Origin of the sequence: uncultured Paraglaciecola sp., from assembly GCF_937123705.1 — a bacterium.
In the GTDB taxonomy this organism is placed as follows: domain Bacteria; phylum Pseudomonadota; class Gammaproteobacteria; order Enterobacterales; family Alteromonadaceae; genus Paraglaciecola.
Window position 1 is genome coordinate 1 of record NZ_CAKZKO010000157.1, and the last position, 23,750, is coordinate 23,750.

General features: G+C 42.3%; 16 protein-coding genes and 2 pseudogenes. 4 read left to right on the plus strand and 14 right to left on the minus strand.

The genetic code is table 11. The annotated features are described in order from the left end of the window. From Q0688_RS21185 to kdpA, 7 genes and pseudogenes are all read right to left on the minus strand, one after another. Positions 1-104 (minus strand): annotated as a pseudogene (locus Q0688_RS21185) (calcium/sodium antiporter); the annotation flags it as partial. An 85-nt stretch (positions 105-189) separates the two neighbouring features. After that, positions 190-867: a response regulator gene (locus tag Q0688_RS21190; protein WP_299082166.1), complete on the minus strand. Its 678-nt coding sequence runs from the start codon at positions 865-867 to the stop codon at positions 190-192. Between the two features lie 5 nt (positions 868-872). After that, positions 873-3,542 (minus strand): sensor histidine kinase KdpD, encoded by a 2,670-nt coding sequence (locus Q0688_RS21195; protein ID WP_299082168.1) that lies wholly within the window; start codon positions 3,540-3,542, stop codon positions 873-875. A 21-nt stretch (positions 3,543-3,563) separates the two neighbouring features. Then, positions 3,564-4,283: a TorF family putative porin gene (locus tag Q0688_RS21200; protein WP_299082170.1), complete on the minus strand. Its 720-nt coding sequence runs from the start codon at positions 4,281-4,283 to the stop codon at positions 3,564-3,566. A 97-nt stretch (positions 4,284-4,380) separates the two neighbouring features. Further along, complete coding sequence (gene kdpC / locus Q0688_RS21205) at positions 4,381-4,974, minus strand: potassium-transporting ATPase subunit KdpC (protein ID WP_089369068.1); 594 nt, start codon at positions 4,972-4,974, stop codon at positions 4,381-4,383. Between the two features lie 2 nt (positions 4,975-4,976). Next, complete coding sequence (gene kdpB / locus Q0688_RS21210) at positions 4,977-6,977, minus strand: potassium-transporting ATPase subunit KdpB (RefSeq protein ID WP_299082177.1); 2,001 nt, start codon at positions 6,975-6,977, stop codon at positions 4,977-4,979. Between the two features lie 19 nt (positions 6,978-6,996). Then, positions 6,997-8,727, minus strand: coding sequence for a potassium-transporting ATPase subunit KdpA (gene kdpA / locus Q0688_RS21215; protein WP_225736701.1), 1,731 nt, complete (start codon positions 8,725-8,727; stop codon positions 6,997-6,999). A gap of 261 nt (positions 8,728-8,988) precedes the next feature. On the opposite strand from kdpA, the gene Q0688_RS21220 reads away from it, so the two are divergent. Continuing rightward, on the plus strand, positions 8,989-9,375 hold the full coding sequence (locus tag Q0688_RS21220) for an FAD:protein FMN transferase (RefSeq protein ID WP_193049428.1): 387 nt from the start codon (positions 8,989-8,991) through the stop codon (positions 9,373-9,375). Positions 9,376-9,594: 219 nt separating this feature from the next. On the opposite strand, the gene Q0688_RS21225 is transcribed toward Q0688_RS21220, so the two are convergent. Further along, a complete protein-coding gene (locus Q0688_RS21225; protein WP_299082185.1) occupies positions 9,595-9,903 on the minus strand; it encodes a YkgJ family cysteine cluster protein in 309 nt (102 codons plus the stop codon). Positions 9,904-9,949: 46 nt separating this feature from the next. Continuing rightward, entirely contained in the window at positions 9,950-11,881 is a 1,932-nt protein-coding gene (locus Q0688_RS21230; protein ID WP_299082187.1) for an ATP-dependent DNA helicase RecQ, read from the minus strand. 234 nt (positions 11,882-12,115) lie between these two features. On the opposite strand from Q0688_RS21230, the gene Q0688_RS21235 reads away from it, so the two are divergent. Both Q0688_RS21235 and Q0688_RS21240 read left to right on the plus strand, forming a co-directional pair. Further along, a complete protein-coding gene (locus tag Q0688_RS21235) occupies positions 12,116-13,420 on the plus strand; it encodes an NAD(P)/FAD-dependent oxidoreductase (RefSeq protein ID WP_299082189.1) in 1,305 nt (434 codons plus the stop codon). A 94-nt stretch (positions 13,421-13,514) separates the two neighbouring features. Next, positions 13,515-15,014: a DUF2235 domain-containing protein gene (locus Q0688_RS21240; protein WP_299082191.1), complete on the plus strand. Its 1,500-nt coding sequence runs from the start codon at positions 13,515-13,517 to the stop codon at positions 15,012-15,014. Positions 15,015-15,069: 55 nt separating this feature from the next. Here the strand turns inward: Q0688_RS21240 and Q0688_RS21245 are convergent. Further along, a pseudogene (locus Q0688_RS21245) lies at positions 15,070-15,349 on the minus strand (glucose/galactose MFS transporter); the annotation flags it as partial. A gap of 423 nt (positions 15,350-15,772) precedes the next feature. Here Q0688_RS21245 and Q0688_RS21250 point away from each other — a divergent pair. Continuing rightward, positions 15,773-16,498, plus strand: coding sequence for a MauE/DoxX family redox-associated membrane protein (locus tag Q0688_RS21250; protein ID WP_036983666.1), 726 nt, complete (start codon positions 15,773-15,775; stop codon positions 16,496-16,498). 449 nt (positions 16,499-16,947) lie between these two features. On the opposite strand, the gene arfA is transcribed toward Q0688_RS21250, so the two are convergent. The 4 genes from arfA to Q0688_RS21270 all read right to left on the minus strand — a co-directional run bounded on the left by arfA (position 16,948) and on the right by Q0688_RS21270 (position 23,648). Continuing rightward, the gene (gene arfA / locus Q0688_RS21255) at positions 16,948-17,148 is read right to left on the minus strand and encodes an alternative ribosome rescue factor ArfA (RefSeq protein ID WP_013462885.1); all 201 of its coding nucleotides are present in this window, start codon (positions 17,146-17,148) and stop codon (positions 16,948-16,950) included. A 373-nt stretch (positions 17,149-17,521) separates the two neighbouring features. Further along, on the minus strand, positions 17,522-20,050 hold the full coding sequence (locus Q0688_RS21260; protein ID WP_299082208.1) for a TonB-dependent siderophore receptor: 2,529 nt from the start codon (positions 20,048-20,050) through the stop codon (positions 17,522-17,524). A 434-nt stretch (positions 20,051-20,484) separates the two neighbouring features. Beyond that, positions 20,485-21,633: an HDOD domain-containing protein gene (locus Q0688_RS21265; protein WP_299082209.1), complete on the minus strand. Its 1,149-nt coding sequence runs from the start codon at positions 21,631-21,633 to the stop codon at positions 20,485-20,487. Positions 21,634-21,638: 5 nt separating this feature from the next. Further along, positions 21,639-23,648: an EAL domain-containing protein gene (locus Q0688_RS21270; RefSeq protein ID WP_299082211.1), complete on the minus strand. Its 2,010-nt coding sequence runs from the start codon at positions 23,646-23,648 to the stop codon at positions 21,639-21,641. Positions 23,649-23,750 lie beyond the last annotated feature (102 nt).

The window sequence follows — 23,750 nt, forward strand, 5'->3', positions numbered from 1 at the left end:
ATGCCAGCATATTTTGCAGTCGCGGCCGCTCCTTCAACGAAGCGGTCAGCGCTCCAAACCAATAAAATAAAGCCACCTAAAATGGCTAAAAGTGCAAGTATCATAGTGTATCCTGAATGAAAAATTGACTGATTTTGCTAAATTGTAAGCTTAGTTAGCTCATCACCAATCAAATTATATAACACAACTTTACAACATTAAGCGATAGCCAATCCCCGCTTCAGTGATCAAATAACGTGGCGTGGTTGGGTCATCGCCTAATTTATGGCGAATATGACTAACCACAATACGTAAATAATGGGTATTTTGTGCATGACTTGGCCCCCAAATATGTTCTAACAACTGTTTTTGGGTAATAACGCATTGTCGATGTTGAGCAAGCTTGGCAAGCACCGCATATTCTTTTGGAGTCAGCTCTACTAATTTGCCGTTACAGGTCACTAAACGCCGCGCTAAATCAATTTTTAAATGACCATCATCAAGTACAGAGGCGGTTTTATCTGGAAATCGGTCTCGCAGCTGAGCTCTCACCCGAGCTAATAACTCTTCCACGCTAAACGGTTTAGTAACATAATCTTGCGCGCCAATATCAAGGGCTTTGATTTTATCGAGATCCGCACTGCGCACCGATAACACAATCACCGGCACACTCGAAAAACTGCGAATTTCGGCTAATAGCGCTAAGCCATCGCCATCTGGCAAGCCTAAATCCAAAATAACTAAATCTGGTTGCTGGCGAACAGCTGCTGCCAATCCAGTACTCACTGATTCAGCCTCACAGACCTCATAACCGACACTTTTCAGTGCAATTCGCAACATTTTACGGATCTGAAATTCGTCATCAACAACTAAAATATGTGCCGACACGCAGGTTAACCTCTTACTGGTATGTCTTGGGGATCGGGTAAGGGCAGTTCAATAATAAAACGCGAACCACTGCCAGAGCGGGCTGTATCAGCCTTAACCTTACCGCCATGAGCCGCAATCATACCACGGCAAATGGCTAAGCCCATACCGGTATTGTGCCGTTTATTATCACCATCGGCGACCACGTAAAACATATCAAATACTTTTTCTTGTAATTCTTCTGCAATGCCAGGGCCATGATCTTCGATTTCAATGCGACACAGTCGGCCATCCTGATTCGCGGTAATGGTCACTGGTTCATCAATTGGGCTGTATTTTGCTGCGTTTTCCAAAATATTAAAAATCCCTTGCTCTAATAAAGCCGCATGGGCATATAGCAAAGGTAAGTTTTTTTGCTCTTGATAGTCCACTTCAACATCAGGAAATAAATATTTTAATCGCTGTTTAGCACTGCCAATAATATCAGCAACTGGCACCCAATCGCGCTCTAATTTTAAGGTACCATGGCCTAAGCGAGTCATATCGAGCAAGTTTTCAATATAACGATCAAGACGTCGGCTTTCATGTATGATGGTTTCAAGTAAATCCACTCTGTCTTGTGCTGATAGCTGTTTATCAAGTACTTTTAAGCTTTCTGCCGAGCCCATCATGGCAGACAAAGGTGAACGTAAATCATGAGACACTGAGGATAATAATGCCGAACGAAGCTGTTCCATTTCCGCTTTGCGAGTCGATGCTTCAAGCTCATTATTAAGATGAATACGTTGCCACACATTAACCATTTGCTGTACAAAGGTACGGATCAAATTGTTATCTTGCTCTGTGATCACCTGTTGCTCTTTGGCAAACTTTAGCAATAGTACTGCAATCGATTTATTATCAGCTTGTATTGGAAATGCCGTCCAATCACTGGCATTTAAGGTATCACTAAAACGACCTGCCATTTGCTTGTGGGCATAACACCAATCAACCATAGCTTGATCAAGTGACTGTAAAGGCTGCCCTAAACGAGGGCTGATCTGTTGCTGATGATGCTCAAAAACCACCACATGAGCTGGGCAGTCCAGTGCTTGCTGTAACTGCCCAGCCAAGGTTAGGCACAATTCATCGGCTTGATTGATCACCGTTAATTGCTGAGCAAAATCACGTTGCAGCTCAGTATAACGATTCGCCTCTTTTAATAATAAGAACTGTTGACGAATACGCGATGCCGCAGGCCCACACACAACACCAATCACAAATAAAAACAGTAAGGTGGCAATATCATCATTTTTATTAACGAAAAAGGTGTAATACGGATCGGTAAGAAAAAAGTTAAAACTTAGAAATGACAATAAAGCGGTAAAAATCGCAGGCCGCGCGCCGTATTTTAAGCCACAAAATACCACAGCTAATACATACACCAGTACTAAGTTACCACTTTGCAACCAACTTGATAATGCAAGTGCAACCGCGCTGGCTACAGCAACCAAAAGTGAACCAAACAAATAGCCCATTTTTTGGCCAAATGCCAGTGACGGAGCGGCTTCTGTTACGTACTTGTGCTGGCGTTTACTGGCTTGCCAAACCGACACTTCTATCGGTAAACCGCTATTGATTAATTGTTGATATAACGGTTTACGCCATGGTTGCAAGCGCCGCTTAGTGCCCGCGCCCACTAACACGGTATTGATCCTATGTTCACTAATATAGGGTAAAATGGTTTGTATGCTGGAGGGACCGCGCAATGTATCGGTTTCTGCTCCCAGCTCTTTTGCCAGTGCAAAAGCCGATTGCAATCGTTTTTGCTCAAGCTGGTTATGTATTTTGCCAGTGTCCACCCACACCACAATCCAAGGCGTGTGGCGTTTTTCTGCCATTTGTCGGCCAATACGAATTAGGTGTTCATGATCACGGCGATTCGAGATCAACACCAACACCTTATCTTGAATTAAATAATCGTTACTGCGCGCTTTGGCTTCTTGTTCATTTTTTAGTTGATCGTCAACATGCCCGATCACCCGCTTCATCGCCATTTCACGCAGTGCGGTTAACGTTTCTAATTGAAAAAACTGCTGTATCGCTTGTTCGGCATAGTCGCCAAGATACACTTGCCCTTGAGCTAAGCGGTCCAATAAATGATTAGGTGCTAAATCAACGAACACCAGTTGCTGAGCGCGGTCAATAAACTGATCGGGGACGGTTTCTTTAACCCTAACACCACTGATCTGTAATACCAAATCGTTAAGGCTGGCAATATGCTGTACATTCATAGTGGTATACACATCAATGCCCGCTTCCAGCAATTCGGCGATATCTTGATAGCGCCTTTTATGGCGACTACCGGGAATATTGGTATGAGCGAGTTCATCGACCAAAATCAGTTGCGGTTTGGCTGCCAATGCGGCATCGAGATCAAATTCACTCAGTTGTTGATCGTGATAACTAATTTCACGTCGAGGTAAAATATCAAAGCCCTCGAGTAAACGTTGCGTCTCGGCTCTGCCGTGGGTTTCAATCAAACCTATTTTTACCGACGCGCCTTGTTGCATATATTCTCTGGCCGCATTAAGCATGGCACAGGTTTTTCCAACGCCAGGGGCGGCACCAATAAAAATTTTTAGTTGCCCACCTTGATGTTGTTGCAAGCTTTTTAGTAGCGCATCGGCTTTTTGGTTACGAGGATCAACGGCCACGGCAGTTCCTTTTCAGTGGAATTAAAAACTTTTTGCTACACTTAATAGCAAACGGTTATCGCATATATCAGCGCAGGCATCACTGGCAATTGAATTGCCAACATAGCCAACTGACCAAGTTAGCCCTAGTTGCTCAGTCGACAGCGTCAGCCCCCAATCAGTATACCCTGAGCCATCCATCACTGGCGAGCCTAAAAAAGTTTTAAACTCTTGATCATTATCGAATTGATTGTACCCTAAATGCCAATTTAGCTGTAGCTCACTGGTTAATGTTTGTTGCCAATCAAGTGATAAATACCAAAATTTGCCCACATCGTTACCAAAATAACTATCACTCAGCGCTAAACCAAGTTGCCAATCTTGATAGTTTAACTTAGCGTAACCTTCCATGTAGTTATAGCCTGTCGTGTCATTATCACCTTCTGGGTAGCGATACTGTACTAGCCCCATATCTAAAGCCCAGTTTTCATCTAAAGCCCAATTACGACCCAGTGATAAATCCAGTTCCATACTGCCTTCACCAAAACGAATATTTGACCCCCACGCACTGACATACCAACCATCCTGATGATTAATACTCACGCTGCCTTGAATTGCAGGCCCCTGCTCAGTTTGCGAAATACCACGAAAATAATAATCAGATGCTAAGGTTACAGAGCCTTCACTACTGAAAGGGGCCGCCACGACGCCAGCACTGGTCATTACGGTTGCAGCCGTTACTAAAGAGAGTATAAAACGCATTATTGTTTTCCTATAAAAAAGCGGGAGAGAAACCGTTCTGTACTAAGACGAGAGCGGCAGTCGATTGTCCCGCATCACAATCGACTAACTAATTAATTTATAGAGGGTAATTGTTATCAAGTGCTAAATTTAACAGCAGCACATTAACCCGAGGCTGACCAAAAATACCCCATTGTGCAGGCTCGTTATATTGCGCAACCAATTGCGATACTTGTTCCGTACTGATCCCCCGAGCTTGCGCTACACGCTCCACCTGTAACGCCGCAGCGGCTGGGCTAATGTGAGGGTCTACGCCCGAACCAGAGCTGGCCAGCAAATCGACCGGTAACTGCTCAGGCTCAAGTTGATAAGTCGAAGCCAGTGCAGCGCTTTGCTGCGCCACTCTATCGCGTAACTCAGGGTTTGATGGCGCTAAATTACTACCCCCCGTTGCCATAGGGTCATTATCAGCGCTGCTTGGTCGACCATGAAAATACACGGTACTCGTAAATGGCTGGGAGACTAATGCCGATCCCATTGCTTTTCCTTCAACCATCACTAAACTGCCTGTTGCTTGAGTAGGGAATAACAGACCGCCAAGGCCTGTTATAATCGCCGCATAAAAGCCGCCGCAAATTACCAACATACTAACAGCCAAGCCGATTGCAGGACGCCACGGTGCCTGTCCAGAACTATGATGTAATCTATTCATGGTTAAAATACTCCGTTAAGTAGTAGGTCAATCACTTTAATGGCGATAAACGGCAGCGCAATCCCGCCCAGACCAAAGATCAACATATTGTTGCGTAGCAGCTTTTCTGCGCTGATAGGCTTAATTTTCACACCTTTTAATGCCAGTGGAATTAGGGCTGGAATAATCACTGCATTAAATATCAGTGCCGACAACACAGCCATTTTCGGATCGGGTAACTGCATAATGTTTAACGCATTGATGCTTGGCATTGCACTGGCGAACACCGCAGGTACAATCACAAAGTATTTTGCTACATCGTTTGCTAATGAGAAGGTGGTTAATGCGCCACGGGTGATCAACATTTGTTTACCCACCGCAACAACAGCAAGTAATTTAGTGGGATCGGAATCTAAATCCACCATGTTACCCGCCTCTTTCGCAGCTTGCGTGCCTGAATTCATGGCTAAACCCACATCTGCTTGCGCCAGTGCAGGCGCATCATTCGTGCCATCGCCCACCATAGCTACGAGTCGACCTTGTGCTTGCTCTTTGCGGATCAGCTCAAGTTTATCTTCAGGTTTTGCCTCAGCCACAAAGTCATCCACCCCTGCCGCGGCCGCAATTGCACCAGCCGTGATAGGGTTATCACCGGTGATCATGACAGTACGTACGCCCAATGCTCTTAACTCAGCAAAGCGCTCGGCAACACCAGGTTTGATCACATCAGAGAGTTGAATAACCCCTAAAATCCCTTTCTCGCTGGCAACCACCAAAGGGGTCGCACCTTGTTGTGCAACGCGCGTGACGATTGAATCTAAACTGCTTGGCACTGTGAGGTCACGTTGTTGCGCCCAATTTTTTACCGCATCAGTTGCCCCTTTGACCCAACATTCACCGCTTGCTAGTTGTATTGACGAAAGACGCGTTTGTGCACTGAATGGGGTAAACTCATCTTGCTCAGTTAACGTTGGAATGCTGTATTCACCTTGCTCAGCAAGCTGAACAATTGATTTTCCCTCTGGAGTGGGATCTTGCAATGAACTCCAAAGTGCACCAGCAACTAATTCACTTTCAGCAACCCCTGAGACCGGCAGAAACGCTGTTGCTTGGCGATCACCAAAGGTAATCGTGCCTGTTTTATCAAGTAGTAAGGTGTCAATATCACCGGCAACTTCAACGGCTTTACCTGACTTTGCAATAACATTTTCAGCCAAAGCACGGTTCATACCTGCAATCCCAATCGCCGGTAACAAGCCTGCAATAGTGGTCGGAATTAAACACACCACCAGTGCAATTAGCATTAACCAATCCAGCTCAATACCGGCAAACCCCGCCATTGCCGGTAAAGTGGCAACAGCAATTAAAAACACTAAAGTCAGGGCAGCCAACAGCACCGTTAAGGCCAGTTCATTAGGTGTTTTTTGACGGTTAGTGCCTTCAACTAGGCTGATCATTTTATCAAGAAAGCTGTGTCCTGATTCTGCGGTTACTTGCACTTTAATTGTGCCACTTAGCACTTTAGTACCGGCAATAACACCTGAATGATCGGTACCCGCTTCGCGAAGTACCGGCGCTGATTCACCGGTTAATGCCGATTCGTTGATAGTTGCCACACCGCTGACAATTTCACCGTCGGCTGGGATCAGCTCACCACTGTGAACCAAAACTATATCACCGGCTTTTAATTGACTTGCAGAAATCTGGCTTTGCGTTTTACCGTCTACTCGTAAAGCAGTTAAGTCTCGACGCGTTGCTTTTAAACTACTCGCTTGATCGCGTCCTCGAGCTTCGGCAATGGCCTCCGCAAAATTGGCAAACCATAGAGTAAAAAACAGCACTAAACTACTTGCCAGAGCAAACGCAATATTGTCACCGGCAACAAACTGTTGCACCGTCATAACCATAGCTAACAGGGTGGCCACCCACACGACTAGCATAACGGGGTTTTTAACCGCCAGTTTAGGATGAAGTTTGGCAAAAGCCTGCCAACTGGCTTGTGTTAATTTTGATGTATTATTCATTTTATTCACCTGCATACTGCTATTGCGCTAGCACCACAGCGGCTTGCTGTGATATCTCAAGAGCTTCACCAATCGGACCCAATACCATAGACGGTAGGAATGACAGGAAGTTAATAATCAGGATCACTGTAATTAAAGTGACAGCAAACGTGACGTTATACAGTGGTAAAGTACCGGCACTGGTAGGCACTTGACGCTTTTTCGCTAACGAACCAGCAATTAGTAGTGGAATAACCAAAGGGACATAACGGCCTAAGATTAGTACCACCACACAACTTAGATTCCACCATGTGGTGTCATCCCCTAGTCCTTCAAAACCAGAGCCATTGTTTGCAAAGGCAGAGGTGTACTCATAAAACACTTGGGCAACGCCATGTAAGCCTGGGTTGCTATTGCCTGTTAATGTAGGAAATGCCACTGTGATAGCAGTAAAGGTTAAAATCACTGCACTTGGCAGCACTAAAAGCACGCCTAACCAACTGAGTTCACGCTTTTCTAACTTACGACCAAAAATTTCAGGGGTGCGGCCAATCATCAAGCCGGCAATAAATACCGCTAACCACACATACACCAGAAAGTTCACAAAACCACATCCAATACCGCCCCAAATACCATTGATCAACATCCCCGAGCGGGTAACAAGCCCGGCAATCGGATTAAGTGAATCATGCATGGCATTCACAGAGCCGTTAGATGTTTGAGTCGTAAACGTGGCCCAGAGCGCCGATAAGTCAGTCCCAAGGCGAACTTCTTTACCCTCCATATTTCCGGCCTCTTGAGCTAACCCAGCAAAGGCGGCATTAGGCTGCTGCTCGCTATAAACAGCGGCACCAATAAAGGCCAAGCTAAGCAATCCCATGACCGCAAGCGATAACAAGGTAAATTTTTGTCGGCGCAATAGGCCACCGGCCATAAACACCACCGCCATCGGCACCAATACCAGGGCAATGGTTTGAATGGCGTTACTGACTGGGGTTGGGTTTTCTAAAGGATTACTACTGTTAGGGCCAAACCAGCCGCCGCCGTTAGTGCCTAATTGCTTGATTGAGACCATAGCCGCAACCGGCCCTAGTGGGATCATTTGTTCGCTCAACGTTTGTTGTTGTTCAACCACGTCCACCGTTGGACTCGCCTGATAACTTGAAGGCACGCCTTGACTGGTTAGCGCAAGTGCAACAATCGCAGCCAGTGGCAGCATCAGTCTCAGCACTGCACGCACGGTATCTTGATAGTAATTACCTAAGTTACGCTCTTCACCTTCTTTTGCGGTTGTTGCATTACGGCCCCCTAACATACCGCGTAATACCGCAACACAAACCGCCAATGCCATTGCCGGAGTAACAAACTGCAAGGTAAGAATTACAAAACCTTGGCTTAAATAACTCAGCTGAGCCTGCCCAGAATAGTGCTGTTGATTTGTATTGGTTAAAAACGAAACCGCCGTATGCAGCGCCAAGTCCCAATCTAATGCCTCAATATCATTAGGGTTAAGGGGCAATATATGCTGAAATTGCAACAGTAAATAGGCGATAATGCCGAGCACTAAATTACTTAACAAAAACGCGATACCGTAACTTTTCCATGTCATGCCATGACGTGGGTTAATACCCAGTAGTTTAAATATGCCATTTTCTATTGGCAAAAAAACCTTATCACTCCAGTGTGATCCCGCAGAGAATATACCGGTCATGTAACGACCCAATGGCCATGCTAACAGCACAGCTAATGTAAATATTAGTAGCACTTCCATCAGTGATTCCTTAAAACTTTTCAGGTGCCAACATGGCAACAATCAAAATGGCGCTTAACACGCCAAGTATTAATAACAATAACCAGCCCATAACGTTCCTTAGTGAGAAAACTTAAGGCTGTACAATAGGTGGGATCGGTGTAAATTTTCCAGATTGATAGTCGCCGAAGGCGTAAAGATTTCGTAAAAATGATGCAACGCCGCGCAAAAAGTAGCTGTAGAGGTTACAATTTAGCGACATTATTTAAGAGGTGAATTTGAATGAAAACCACACTGATGCTATTAGCTATCGCCGTTTGTTTACTGGGCTGTCAGCCAACAGAGCAAGTGCAGTCTTTTTCAGGCGCGGCGCAAGGCACGACTTATCATGTTCGTTACTGGAGCGAACAACCGATTAGTCAACCCGCTTTTCTGCGGGCAGTAGAGCAAGAGTTACAGCGTATAGACAGCTTAATGTCTAATTATCGTAATGATTCTATTATCGAAAAATTTAATCAACAACACACAACGGATGCTATCAATGTGGGGCCTGAAATTGTCCAGCTCGTTACTATCTATCAAGGCGTTACTTTGCAAGAATGGCAGTCCCTTTTAAAAAGGAATAACGATGAGGTAAGGGTTGGTTTAAAAGCGACGCTCGCATCTTGAGGTAGTTTGGATATAAAACCGATATAATAAAGCCGAGTAGAACAACCGATCAATTAGTAGTTAATTTATGCATGATTTGTTAATTTTTTTATTGAGTTACTAACCATAGCTGGATGAATATTATGATTCAATCACTGGGTAATGTTTGTTAGAAGTAACATAAACAACGCGGACACCCATTTTAATTTGTATAAAGTGAAGCTTCACATACATAGTAACTCAGAGCCCTGCGATGTCACGCTCAGTAATACACTCACCCGATGCCATTTCAAACTCGCGACACACTAATGGGCGGTTTTCGTAAATAGAGCACATTAGCGTGTTACGATCGAGTGCTTCGCACCAGCCATCATCAGCGCGTTTCATTACTTCACTGCCCCATTTATCATAGGCAATAAAATTAAATGGCACTCCAGTGTCGGTCACTATGCGTACTTCTAATTGGCAGCAACAAGCTTGGCAATTAGCGCAGGTTACGGGCTCTGGCGCTGAGTTTATATTTTTAACGGGAATAACGGTGTGCGGCATAGTGGCTTACTTTTTAGGATAAGCCACTAGGATACAGGAACTACGATCAATTGCACTGCAGTAATGTCGCTTTTATTTCGCTGTAGCGCTGCTGCTCGCACAGTGCAAAACCACTTAGTTGACGTACTTTATTACGCGCAAACAGTGGCACGCTCATTCCCGCTAAAAACCGGCATTGGGTTTCAATGCCCACATTGTGCACGCCTTTAGTTGCCATGTGGGCTAAAAACTCATCGATCTTTTGGCATATAAGCGCTGTATCAACCGTTGCAGGGGGGATTGAATATTCAAGCTTAACTGAATCCCCACGACACACCGAGCAATGTCCACACTGCTGTGGCGCATTCGCATCATCAAAATAACGGGCTAAGTTATAGCTTAAGCAAGATTGCAGCTCAAAAAAGCGCACCAAAGCAGCAATCCGTTTTATTTCCGCTTGCTCTTTATCGGTAAAATAATCGTGTAACTGCTGGGCAAGTGCAGGATTATTAATCACCTCGCTATGCACTTTGTACACGTGAGTAATACGTTTGGTTTCAAGCGTGATAAGGTTTTTTTCAGCTAAATAATCAAGCGCGGCTACCACACGTTTACGGTCAACCTGCGCGGCTTGCGTTAGGGAGTCAAAATTAAGTGTACCCCATATTTTTTTAAAGTCGGTATGACTAAATATTTGTGTTAAAAAAGCTTGGCGCTGCTCATCAAACTGGCTAAGTAACTCATTTTTATCAACCAAAAATTTATACTTAAAATCGGCATAATAGGCATACTGCGGCGTTATTGCGCCTTGCATTTCAAGCTGTACCAGCAAGGTTTTAAGGGCAAGCTGGCGAATATTACTCTCGCTTGAAAGGCTATATTCTTGCATTTCCCATTGCTGTTGAGCTTGGCGAATATCGTTAATAACATATTCAATACCGCTGAGCTCTGGAGTATCGCCGTAAATAAAGTTTTCTACTGTATTTAAGCCATCTAAATTAGCCAGGGTATAACAATTTGATGGGTTGCCGTCACGCCCTGCGCGGCCAATTTCTTGGCTGTAGTTTTCTATTGATTTAGGTAAATCGTAGTGAATTACAAAGCGTATGTCTGATTTATCAACCCCCATACCAAAGGCAATGGTAGCAACCACTACATTTATTTTGCCTGCCATAAAATCGTCTTGAATTTGCCCGCGTAGGGTATCTTCAAGCCCTGCATGATACGCCACTGCTTGTAGGCCCTGCGCGCTTAACATATTAGCCACTTGCTCAGCACTTTGCTGCAGCGTGACATACACAATACCGGGGCCGGTTTGCGCACGGACAATTTTAGTAAGCTCATTGTTTTTATCCGCCGTTTTAACACTTAGCACATTTAAATCTAAATTAGCGCGATAAAACCCCGTTTGCACAATACATTGTGGCTCAATAGCAAAGCGCTCGGCCATATCGCGTTTTACTTTTTTAGTGGCGGTAGCGGTTAATAGTAGCACTAACGGAATATTTAGCTCTTCACGGTAACGAGGTAGTTTTAGGTAATCGGGTCTAAAGTTATGCCCCCATTCAGATATACAATGCGCTTCGTCAACAACCAACATAGAAAGCGCCACTTGGCTTATAAACTCCCTAAAGCGTTCGTTTTTAAAGCGCTCAACCGACACCATTAACACTTTAACTTTACCACTTCGTACGTCGTTCATTACAGTGCTACTTTGCATTTGGTCTTGGCTTGAGTCGAGGCTGGCGGCATAGATGCCTTTGCTATTTAAAAAGCTAATTTGATCTTTCATCAAGGCCAATAACGGCGATACCACCAGCGTTAAATGCGGTAAATGTAACGCGGTGAGTTGATAGCACAACGACTTACCCGATCCTGTAGGAAATATTGCCAGTGATGATTGGCCATTTAGCAGCTGCTCTATGGTTTGTTGTTGCCCTGCTCTAAACTGATTAAAACCAAAATGTTGCTCAAGAGACTGAACTAGCGAGGTACTCATAAAAGCGTCCTTTTTATGTCGGTGCCCATAAATGCTGTAAATGCGCAGTAGATGAAATATTTGCATATCAGTATACATCAAATGACGTGATTTATTGCTGACATATCCTTTAATTAGGCGCACACTATAGCCCCATAAAAACGTGCTTTGCCAAAATAATTTTTTGATACCCAAGTCATTTTAAAAATCAACGTACAGAAATTGCTTCGGTATATTATTTTTAAGGGCATTGTCATGGATATAACCATACCAAAAATCGTCATCATCGGCGGTGGCGCTGGTGGGCTGGAGCTAGCAACTCAATTAGGGCACAAATTAGGAAAGAAGCAACACGCAAATATATTACTCATCGATAAAAATCGCACTCATATATGGAAACCGTTATTGCACGAGGTTGCAACTGGCTCTATTGATGCCGATTTAGATGGGGTTGTTTACTCCGCACATGCTGCCAAACATCACTATAACTTTCAACTTGGTACCTTTTGCAACCTCGATAACAACAATAAAACCATCACCTTAAACCCTCTATATGACGAGTTAGGGCATCAAATTTTACCTAAACGCACTGTTCACTATGATCATTTAGTTATTGCTATTGGCAGTGTGAGTAACGACTTTAATACGCCAGGCATTAAAGAGCATTGTTTTTACCTAGATTCAAATCAACAAGCAGAGCGCTTCCAACACGCGCTGCTGGATAACTTTACTCGCCTTCATCAAGACGATGACCCATTACACTCATTAAACATCGCCATTGTTGGCGGTGGAGCAACTGGGGTTGAGCTCTCAGCTGAGCTGTATCATGTTTCTGATTTACTAAAAATATACGGTTTAACCAATATGTCGGCTAAGCGTTTACATATTCATCTGATTGAAGCGGGCCCCAGGATTCTTCCGGCGCTGTCTGAGCGAATTGCCAGTTCAGCCAAGCGTGAGTTATTAAGATTAGGCGTCACCGTACGGGAAAATACCCAAGTTAAACAAGCAACCGAACATGGCTTTATCACCAATGATGATGAGCAAATAAATGCGGATATTATGGTGTGGGCGGCGGGCGTAAAAGCACCTGACTTTATTAAAGAGCTGGGTATTTTTGAGCTGACTCGTAATAACCAAATAAAAGTAAACGAGTACTTACAAAGCAACCTTGACCCACAAATATATGTGCTCGGTGATTGCTGCGCGTTTACGCAAGATGATGGTACGCAAGTGCCGCCACGCGCACAATCGGCACATCAAATGGCACAATGCGTTGAAAAAAACTTAATCGCCACATTACGTGAGCAGCCCCTTAAAAAATTCGAGTATAACGACCATGGCTCACTGGTTAATTTATCGCGCTACAGCACAGTAGGCAGCTTAATGGGTAACCTAACCAGGAATAGCTTTTTTATTGAAGGTAAAATTGCCCGCTTTATGTATATTTCATTATATAGAATGCATCAGCGCGCTATTCATGGCAGTGCCAAAACCTTTGCTTTGTGGCTCAGCGAAAAAGTGCTGCGTGTTGTGCGTCCTAAAATGAAGCTGCACTAGCCAAAATTAAAGACAGTGGTAATTTAAATTACCACTGTCTTTAATTTTTAATATTAGCTATATAAAGTACACAAAAATTTTAAGGAAACAGCCTATGTCGGATAAAACGCTTATTTTTAATTTTGATGGTACCGGCAGTGAACCCCGAGACGCAGATCAGTTTAGTACAGAGCATTTTAAAGAAGACGCCAGTATTTCTAATATTTTAAAACTACACTTATTGCTCGGTGGTAAACTTGATGATTCTCCCACCACCCCATTTTCCAAACAGTTAAGTTTTTATTACCAAGGCATAGGCACTAAAGGTAGTCGTTTAAAACGAATTTTAAATCAAGCACTCGCCCCACGTTCAGACGATGTAGCCAGCATTTTAAATCAAGCTATTAATGATTTTAAACAGCATTATCAAAGCGGTGATACTGTGTTACTTACCGGTTTTAGCCGAGGCGCTGCATTAGCGCGGCGATTTGCAAAGTGCTTAGAGCCTCTCATACATGAAAAGGTGTATTTATGTGTGTTTGATACAGTGGCCTCAATTGGCATGTCAAAAGTGAGTAAAGCCACTTGGGGTGCAGAGCATGTTACTTTTGAAAATCACACCATTGCCAGTAATGTCTCTGAGGCGCTGCACTGTGTAGCGCTTGATGAAAAACGTCGCGCCTTTGAACCGACCTTAATGAACCAGCAAGCTAACATTACCGAGCTGTGGTTTGCAGGAGCCCATTCCGATGTGGGAGGCGGCTACTATCGCGATGGACTTGCCGATATTTGCTTGCGTTATGCACTTGAGTGGCTCATTGCTCAGCCACTGTCAGTTTCATTGCTAACCAGTCATGACATCGATTACGAAAACCTTTTACCTGAGAGTAACTTGGTTGCCCAAGACGATGTGACTGTTATTCCCGATCCCCTGGCGTTAAGTCATCAGCAAAATTACTTTTGGCTAAACCCATTTTTTAAACTTGTTGATAGGCAGTGCTGTGTATTAATTGACGATGAAATCAGCCACGCCGCCCCATTAATACATCACAGTGTTGCACAGCGAATTAATAAACTAACCAGCTATCGTCCCGAATCATTAAAAAACTTACATTATAAAATGATTTACAGCGACGACAGCACGTTAAACTTTATGGGACTCAGTGCCCATATAATGCTAGGCAACCAAAATATGAGTTTACTTAGCATAAACCAAAGCCAAGATGTGATGGTATATGCCAGTGAAGCCTACAACGCCACCGGCTTAATGCTTGCCCAAGGTGCGACCTACCGTTTTACACCTTATCCTAATCAATATTGGTATGACGATGGTATAAAGTGCTCTCCTTCTGGGTGGCATCGCGATAACGTGCAGCTCGGCGTTAAAGAAATCCCCATGGCATTACTTGAGCCATTTAGACGTTTAGCTACAGCGCAGTGGTTTAGTTTAATCGGCACGATTGGTCAAAGCGATGAACACGCCTTTGAAATTGCCGAAGGCGTTGAAATAACCATTAAAAAATCAGGAGAATTTTGCCCATTTGCTAATGATTTAAGTCGTTTTTATGGTGCGAATGCCGGTAGGATAAAACTTAAAGTAACGCGATTGGGCTGATAATCAGTGCACTTTATACTGCAAAGTGCACTGAGCTAGGGATAGCTGGTGGAGGTTATTGCTTTTTCATTTTATGGCCTTTCACGGCATAAAATAATATGAATAGATAACAAGGTAACAACACCGAGTAGCCTATTTGTAACGAGGTAAAGCCACTCAGTGGCCCCCATAATTAAAAGCGCAGAACCAGTACTAGTAAGTTTACCCAATCCTGATAACGCTAGTGGGAACAACGCAGGCCAAACAATCGCGTTTGCAAAGCCTAAAAAGGCAATCAGCAGTAAAACATCAGGCAAATTAGCGCCGGCTAAAGGCACCAATGACCGCGATATTATTAAACTATACACACCAGAACTGGTTGTCAGAGGTTCAACAGCCCCTCCTATAGCTTTATAATTAATTAGCTGGCACGCGCTGCAAGTTCCCCTTCAGCGCTTAAAGCATTAAAAGCGGCCTAATTTTTGAACGCATAGTCTGTACCACTGAGTTTATTAACAATAAAACGGCACATGTTGTAAATTTTACACTTAGGGTCTGTTGATCTTTCAAGGTTATATAACTCAGTTAACCTCTCTAATACCAATTCGCTTAATTAACTGAGCTATTTTGAGGGAGGAAAATCGTGTCGATAGCAAAGCAAAAATTTCGTTATTGAGTTGTTCTAAATGAGACGTTTTTAACGTCTGTTAGCGTCTGTTCTACCCCCTCAAAATGATTATGTATTATTGCAAATTGGTATAAATATACAGGAGTAAAATATGGCCAAGTCAGCCCAATTGTATAGAATGGCAACCGATGAACATATTTGCCCATTTGGTTTAAAATCTAAAGATTTACTTGAACGTCAAGGCGTTGAAGTAGACGATCATTTACTCACCTCAAGAGCCGATACCGATACCTTCAAACAAAAATACGGTGTAAAAACAACACCACAAACATTTATAGATGATGAGCGTATCGGTGGTTATGATGAACTCAGAGAATACTTTAATAAATCCCCTGCAGGCCAACAAGGCACAACGTATACGCCGGTCATTGCTATTTTCGCGGTTACCTTGTTGCTAAGTTTAGCCTTTTCGTTGAGCGGTGCAGGATTAAGCATGTATACGCTTGAGTTATTTGTTGCGTTAACCATGGCGGTACTTGCCATTCAAAAGCTGCAAGATTTAAACAGTTTTTCGAATTCCTTTATCACTTACGATTTACTCGCCATGAAAGTGATCCCCTATGCCTATGTTTACCCATTTTTAGAAGCTTTTGTTGGCGTGGCCATGATTGCAGCACTTCCAGTTTACTTGGTTGCACCTATCTCTTTGTTTATTGGTAGTGTCGGGGCAATATCCGTGATTAAAGCCGTGTATATAGACAAACGCGAACTTAAATGTGCCTGTGTTGGCGGCGATAGCAATGTACCGCTTGGCTTTATCTCACTAACCGAAAACCTATTTATGATAGCAGCCGGTATTTGGATGCTAGTTAAATAATAAAAAGGCGCGATAGGTTTAAAACCTACCGCGCCCTTCATGTTTTGATAGCGGGCTACGAGCTAAGAGCTACGGGAGAAGCATTCCTGTTTTTATATTTTCTCATTAACCCTCACTCACTTCTCTGTGTTCAAATAGGGTTTAGTAAATTATTCACAAAGAGGACAAAGAGACGCTGCGCTAAAAGAGCAGGCTCTAGGTTCAGGGCTGATATCAGGCTGTTTGTAAAGCTCGCTACTCGTCGCTCGAAGCCCGTTGTCTTCTCTGTGTTCAAATAGGTTTTAATAAAACTTTTACAAAAAGGTTATGAGACGCTGCGCTAAAAGAGCAGACTAAAGGCGCTAGGTTGTGTTCGCTGCTCGTGACTCGTAGCCCGAAGCCCGAAGCCCGCCTTATTTCAGCAAACACTTAACCAACTCGCAACAAAAGCCCTATTTGATCGGTGCTATTTAAGCCGCGATTAAATAGGACTCTTGTCCTGCATGTTTGTTACTGCGTTTAAACGAGCCTTTGCCTTTTTTGGCTTTAACCACTTGCGGTTTAAATACTTTAGAGGTTACCAGTGCTGCCAATGCGTTGTGTTTTATCACGCCGCGCCCAGTGTCTACTGCGGATTTGTTAACCGCTTTTGCTTTGCTTTTTTTCGCCATTTATTTTTTCCTATTAATAAAATGAGTATAACGAGGGATACATACCCCACCATGTTATTGATGGCGATTGTATGCTTAATTTTCAAGCATGCAATCATTTTTAATGCTGTTTTAAATAACCTGAACTTTGGTTAAGAGATTTACTAACGTATTGAATCAAAATTGATATTTATGTTTATTTTCTCTAGCCAGAGATTTCCAGTGAAAACAAGGCGAAATTACGCGTCAATAGCTCGCCTATTGCAAGTAAATTCAACGTAGTTAGCGCTGTAAATAGCTGCTTGAGATAGATTTATTATCCAGAGTTCAGGTTAAATATATTTTAGCCATAAAAAAAGCGCCGTTTATAACGGCGCCTATTTAGCTTACAAAATTAAAAACTAAAGCTTACTTTTGCGTAGTAAGTGCGACCATCAAAGCCGTAGGGTACGGCACGTAACGGGTATTTAAATGCCCCATTTGAAATAGCGTTTAATACTTCATCATCGCCTAATTCATCCGGTGTTTCATCAAATACATTGTCTGCACCTACCGATAACGCAAACATATCGTTAATTTGATAACTTACATTTAAATCCACTAATACGGCTGATTCTACCGTACTGGTTGCTTTAAATGAGCCATCTGTTGCAAGTTCAATATGGTCATTACCAAAGTACTTCACATCGGTTTCGCCAAAGTAATTAAAGCGGATCATTGAGCTATACGCGTCACGCTCATAATCAAACGTTAGCGTTGCACGTTCGCCCGGCTGCCCATCAGTTAAAAAACTACTTTGAATATCATCAAGTGCTACATTTTCAGGAATACCCGGTGCTGCATTAACACTGTCAATTTTAGTTTCATTTAAATTACCAGCAAACGTAGCAGAGAAATTACCGCCATATAAATCGGTACGGTAGGACGTAATAATGTCAACACCCTGCGTTGTTGAATTCACTGAGTTTGAAAAGTAGTTCGCTTGTACTGCACCCGTTGCCTGTAGCGCGGCAACTGCATCAGGACTAAATGCCACATCATCAGCCGATAACAAGCTGCCCAGTGTAATACGGTCTTCAATTTCTACACGGTAAAAATCCACAGTTAACGATAAATCGCTCGTTACATCATAAACAAAGCCTGCACTGTAGTTCGTTGATGTTTCAAGCTTTAAGTTATCAACGCCTAATGCAGCTGGAAAGGCAGAGCCTGTTGTTGCTGTAAACGACTGGCTTAACGTGCCGTCAGAACCTAAGTTAGTGGTAAACGCAGTGTAACCGCTTTGCTGTAATGATGGCGCTCTAAAACCTGTTGATAACGCACCACGTACCGCAAAATCATCGTTAAATTCATAACGCGTGGCTACTTTACCAATTATGTCGTCACCCGCATTAGAGAAATCTTCGTAACGAAGTGCTCCGCTAACATTCCACGCATCGGTAACCATGGTTTCTGCGTCAATATAAACGGCGTAGCTATCGCGATCACTTTTATTTGATGCTTCAGGGCGAAGGCCGTTGTAGGCTTGAAAACCACATTGTGCAAATTGATTCGGATCGTTCACTGATGGGTATGAAGTATCTGTGTTAGCAGCGCCACACGCGTATGAGGCTTCTTCACCGGGTACAATTTCATAGTTTTCTTTACGGTATTCAGCACCAATTGATACGTACACAGGCTCACTGCGGCCAATATCAACAATCCCGTTCACATCCGCGTTGAATGTTGTTTGGTCAAACCTAAAGCCACCCGAATACCCCTCAGTTGGTCCTGCATTTGCAGCAATATCGGCATCACTTGCACCTGGGTTATTAAATAAATACTCAGCAGCATAAGAGGCATTTAATGTATTGCGTGATGTAAAGTCGTATTGGTTTTCACCATATACCGCCGATACATCGTAATTCCAATCAGGGTTAATATCGCCTCTAAAACCAATTGAAACAGAGATATCCTGTGCTTCATTGTCTATTTGCGGTAAAAATCCATCGCTATAGACTTGAATTACGTTTTTAGATGCTTCATTAAAGTTACGATAAAAGCCGTTACCTAGTGCAGTACGCTCGGAGTAACCACCAAATGAATAAAGCTCACCCTCACTTATTGGCAATGTCATATTGTAAAATACCGAAGTAAATTCACTCTCTGCATTACCTTGTCCCCAACGAACTTCGTCCGATAAAGTACCTGGTGCGACATTAAGCGAACCTCCAGTATCTCGCTCGGCACGATTGGTTTTATCTGCATCGCGGTACTCAAGCGATAAATTAATAAAACCACCTTCGTTGCCTAGTTCAAAACCACGATTTAAACCTGCAGAAATTGTTTCCCCATCGCCTTCTGCCGTTTCACCGTATTGCACATAACCTGTGGTTAAATCTGTTGAGTTATTAAGTGATAAATTGATAACCCCCGCAATCGCATCTGAGCCGTACTGCGCCGCCGCACCATCACGTAAAACCTCAACCCCTTTTAAGGCAATAAGCGGGATCGCATTCATATCAGTCCCCGCAGAGCCACCGCCCACGGTACTAGTTAAACCAAAAATAGATTGATTATGGCGGCGCTTACCGTTGACTAAAACCAGCGTTTGATCTGGCTGTAAACCGCGTAATGTTGCTGGGCGAAATAAATCGGAACCGTCAGAAACTTGTGTACGAGAAAAGTTAAACGATGGCGCTGTCGCTTGCAAGCTTTGCCCAAGCTCGGTAAAGCCGCCTTTGTTTAAATCATCCGCGTCAATTAAATCAATAGGTGATGACGACTCTGTTGCTGTTCGGTTAGAAACTCGCGACCCTAACACAGATATTTGCTCGATATTCTTTTCAGCTTTAGCAGGCGCTTCTTGTGCATTAACCACACTTGGTGCACTGAAAGCAAAAGCAACCGCTACTGCCAAGGTGTTTAAACGATATGTTGACATAATGATGACCCTGTTTTGTGTATTCTTATAATGTGTGTGGGGTATATTCGTATACCCCTTGCTAACATCCTAGCAACATACGCAAACAAAAAGAAACAAAAAATGATAAAATTAGCATAAAAATGCAAACAACTTAAAAAACAGGAAAATAACACCTTTAAAGGCTTAATATACAACCAAAGTAGCAATTTAATATCACATCGCCAAAAATTAACACAATGTTAAAAATGATATTTTATTGACAAAAGTTAAAAACAACGAGGCTGTGCATTTTTCGCACTAAAGTGACTATAAAACATACTTAAAATGACCTTTCGTACGGTTTTCATTAGACTAAAGTAGACAACAAAAGGTAAGAAAGGGTACTCAAAAGAAACTATATAAAAATCGTTATAGTACTGTCAGTTTTTAAACAATATTTTGTACAGGCCTATTTAAGAGGTATATCTATGCCAATCAAATTTACTAATAATATTGCAAAGTAAAGGGTCTACGCCTTTTGAGTCACAGTATTGTGCTAGCTGCTCAGGTGTGTGTTCATAAAAAAGAACTTGCTTAACAATAAATAATGCTTGATTAAGTTTTACAAGCTCACTCTCTTGCATACCTGTTACATCGTGACAACTCATCAGCAGGCTACACATTTTAGTATCGTACCCCCACAGCTTTAGTACATATGCTGAGACTACATTTGCACTGCTGTATGCATCGTGTATATCTATTTGTTGGTTAAACGACATTTTATGACCACCATGAGAGAGTAAAATAATTTTACCCACAAAACTTAATAAGGCTACCGAAAACAGTAACTCTTGATCGTCAACACTAAACCCTGCCATCTTGGCAAAGCTTTTTACACACCCGGCATAATTAGCGGCTACATGCAATTGTTCCTCATGCACCACTTCTGGAATAGTGGATTCAAAGCTTTTTGCTGACAGTAAAGAGGTGGTAATGGCAATTAATATTTTAACGCCTAAACGAGATACCGCTTGGTCAATAGAAGAAGTAGGCTGACTAAACCCAAGGTAGGCAGAGTTAGCAAGTTGAAGTAACTTAGCCGTTATAATGGGCTCTTGAGACACCACCGCGGCTATTTCACGCAAGTTGCAATCGTCACTTTGCACCAAGTCCCTTAGTTTTTTCAAAATAACAGGGTAAATAGGAAAACCAACCATTGAGCCTAATTGTTTACGTACATTAAATGCAAACGGTAACGACTTTAACGCCGCTACATTTTCAAATAAGGCAATTAAATCAGCCTCATTGAAGGGCTTAGCTAAGTATGCATGCACTACATTTGGTTGGCGAGTAATGGTGTTTAACGTCATATCACCCGTAAGAAGTGCACGCACAGGGTACGGGTTTTTCAAGGCGCACTGTTCTAATACATCTAAGCCATTCATTTGTGGCATTAAATAATCACTTAATATTAAATCAATATCTGGTGTTTTGTCTAAAGTCTGCCAGAACTCATTAATATCAGTAATGGTCGTTATTTTAACGTTTGTTATAGTGCGATGGATTGTTCTTTGAAGGGCCTTTAAAAAGAAAGCATCGTCATCAAGTATAATTATCTTCATTGAACTCATCGTGTACCTTGGTTGCTAAAAGCGGTTAAAAAACTGCTAAAATCGTCAATATTTAGGGGTTCTGCATAATAATAACCTTGAATATAATCACATCCTAGTTTTTTTACTAATTCACACTGAAATGCTGTTTCAACTCCCTCAGCAACCACTTTAAGGCCAAGATCGTGAGACATTCGGATGATATTTCTAATCATGCTTCGCGCCGGTAACGAAAACTCAATATCCGTAATCAGTGATCTATCGAGCTTAACGCCATCCACTGGTAATTTAGATAAATAACCCAATGAAGAATACCCCACGCCAAAATCATCTATTTGTAGCTTAAAACCTAACGCTCTTAAGCGAGTCAGTTGTTGTTCACAAATATTAAAATCTTCAACTAGGTAGGTTTCTGTTAACTCAAAAATAAGTTGTGATGGTGAGAGGTCATTCTCTTGTAAGCACTCAATTGTAAAATCAATCCAGCTTGGGTCATCTTTCAGTTGCCTTGCAGATAAGTTAATAGCCAGCTCGTTTACGCCGGTATTATTTTTTGCCCAATATTTTAATGCTTTGCATGTTTGAGCAATAACCCAACGCCCAATAGGGATAATTTGGCCATCACACTCAGCAATATGAATGAATTGTGCAGGCGAAACCCAACCATACTTGCTCGACTCATACCAACGAATTAAAACCTCTGCACTGGTTATTTGGCCTGTCTTAGTGTCTATTTTGGGCTGAAAGCGCAGTGTCGTTTCATCTTGTTCAAGCGCATTGAGTAATAAGCAGCTTAGCTCAAAGTTCTTTTTATAATCAGCAACCAATTGCGGGTCAAAGCGAGAAAAGGTATGTGCTTGCTCCGATGCTTGGTAATTCATAATTAACTGCATTTGGTTTATTAGCTCAACGCCATTTATATTATCTTCAGGAAATAAACCATATACACCATAAAGGCGAACATGCGCATTTGCATACTTTTTAGGTAAAACCTTTATAAGTTGATTTGTGGTGTTCAGTAGTGCGGTTAATATTTGATTATCAGATGCGATATTGGGTACAAATACCAAAAACTTATCTGCATTTTGATGATAAACTTTAACTGGTTTATCAACAATACCACTTAATACATCCTGTACTATCTCAATCAAATAATTTCCATCTTCTTTGCCTAACAAGTCATTAATTAACTGAAACTGCGCAATACCAACATAAACAAGTGAATAACAGTCGCTATTAGTTTCGTACAGTGTTAACTGCTCATAAAAATCAGGTTCACTGACTATTATTGATTCTGACTTTGCAACTTTAAAAGGCGTGGCTATCGGATTTGAATTGGCTGACAGTTTTAAAAGTTGGCAAAATTCATCTAACAAATACCGCTCAATCATTATTTGTTGTTTTTTAGATGGATCTACAGCCTGACAATTATTAATAAACAACGTACTACTGTGCTTATCTACAAACGACTGCGTTAAAGGTTTATTCTTGTCTTGATTTAAATACGTTAGGTGTTTGTTTGTGTAAAAACGAATATCAGGAATGATCTCTGCCATTGGCGCATTAAAGCGTTTAATAGTCCCTTGATGATCAATCTCTAACAAAGCCGATGTGCTGCCAATTAAAAGCTGATCCCTGATGGCTTTTGCACGGCGTTTTTGATAATTTAGCTCTGCTTCTTTTATATTCTGAAGTAATTCACTATCTCGCCAAGGCTTTTCTAAAAAACGAAACACCAACCCTTCATTTAATAACGCAACTACCGACTGAAAATCTGCATAACCACTTAACACCATGCTAACGCAGTCAGGCCAGTCTCGTTTAACATGGCGTAATAAATCAGCCCCGTCCATTTCTGGCATTCTAAAATCGGTTATTATTATTTCGACTTTGTTTGTTTTTAATATTTCAAGTGCTTTAAAACCACTCGACGCGGTAAACACCTCATACCCATAACGAACCAAAACTCGCTTTAACGACTTTAGAATAAAGATTTCATCATCCACAAGTAATATTTTTAACGCCATTGTTTATACCCCCACGGCAAGATCATTATAAATTGAACTTATAGAATATGTAGTGATCAGATCAAGGCATAATAATCACCTTGGTCACGTAAAATATGAGCG

Coding starts and splice junctions, on each gene's coding strand:
- Q0688_RS21200 (WP_299082170.1), bottom strand. CDS start 4,283: ATGCGTTTTATACTCTCTTTAGTAACGGCTGCAACCGTAATGACCAGT.
- kdpC (WP_089369068.1), bottom strand. CDS start 4,974: ATGAATAGATTACATCATAGTTCTGGACAGGCACCGTGGCGTCCTGCA.
- kdpB (WP_299082177.1), bottom strand. CDS start 6,977: ATGAATAATACATCAAAATTAACACAAGCCAGTTGGCAGGCTTTTGCC.
- kdpA (WP_225736701.1), bottom strand. CDS start 8,727: ATGGAAGTGCTACTAATATTTACATTAGCTGTGCTGTTAGCATGGCCA.
- Q0688_RS21220 (WP_193049428.1), top strand. CDS start 8,989: ATGAAAACCACACTGATGCTATTAGCTATCGCCGTTTGTTTACTGGGC.
- Q0688_RS21225 (WP_299082185.1), bottom strand. CDS start 9,903: ATGCCGCACACCGTTATTCCCGTTAAAAATATAAACTCAGCGCCAGAG.
- Q0688_RS21230 (WP_299082187.1), bottom strand. CDS start 11,881: ATGAGTACCTCGCTAGTTCAGTCTCTTGAGCAACATTTTGGTTTTAAT.
- Q0688_RS21235 (WP_299082189.1), top strand. CDS start 12,116: ATGGATATAACCATACCAAAAATCGTCATCATCGGCGGTGGCGCTGGT.
- Q0688_RS21240 (WP_299082191.1), top strand. CDS start 13,515: ATGTCGGATAAAACGCTTATTTTTAATTTTGATGGTACCGGCAGTGAA.
- Q0688_RS21250 (WP_036983666.1), top strand. CDS start 15,773: ATGGCCAAGTCAGCCCAATTGTATAGAATGGCAACCGATGAACATATT.
- arfA (WP_013462885.1), bottom strand. CDS start 17,148: ATGGCGAAAAAAAGCAAAGCAAAAGCGGTTAACAAATCCGCAGTAGAC.
- Q0688_RS21260 (WP_299082208.1), bottom strand. CDS start 20,050: ATGTCAACATATCGTTTAAACACCTTGGCAGTAGCGGTTGCTTTTGCT.
- Q0688_RS21265 (WP_299082209.1), bottom strand. CDS start 21,633: ATGAAGATAATTATACTTGATGACGATGCTTTCTTTTTAAAGGCCCTT.
- Q0688_RS21270 (WP_299082211.1), bottom strand. CDS start 23,648: ATGGCGTTAAAAATATTACTTGTGGATGATGAAATCTTTATTCTAAAG.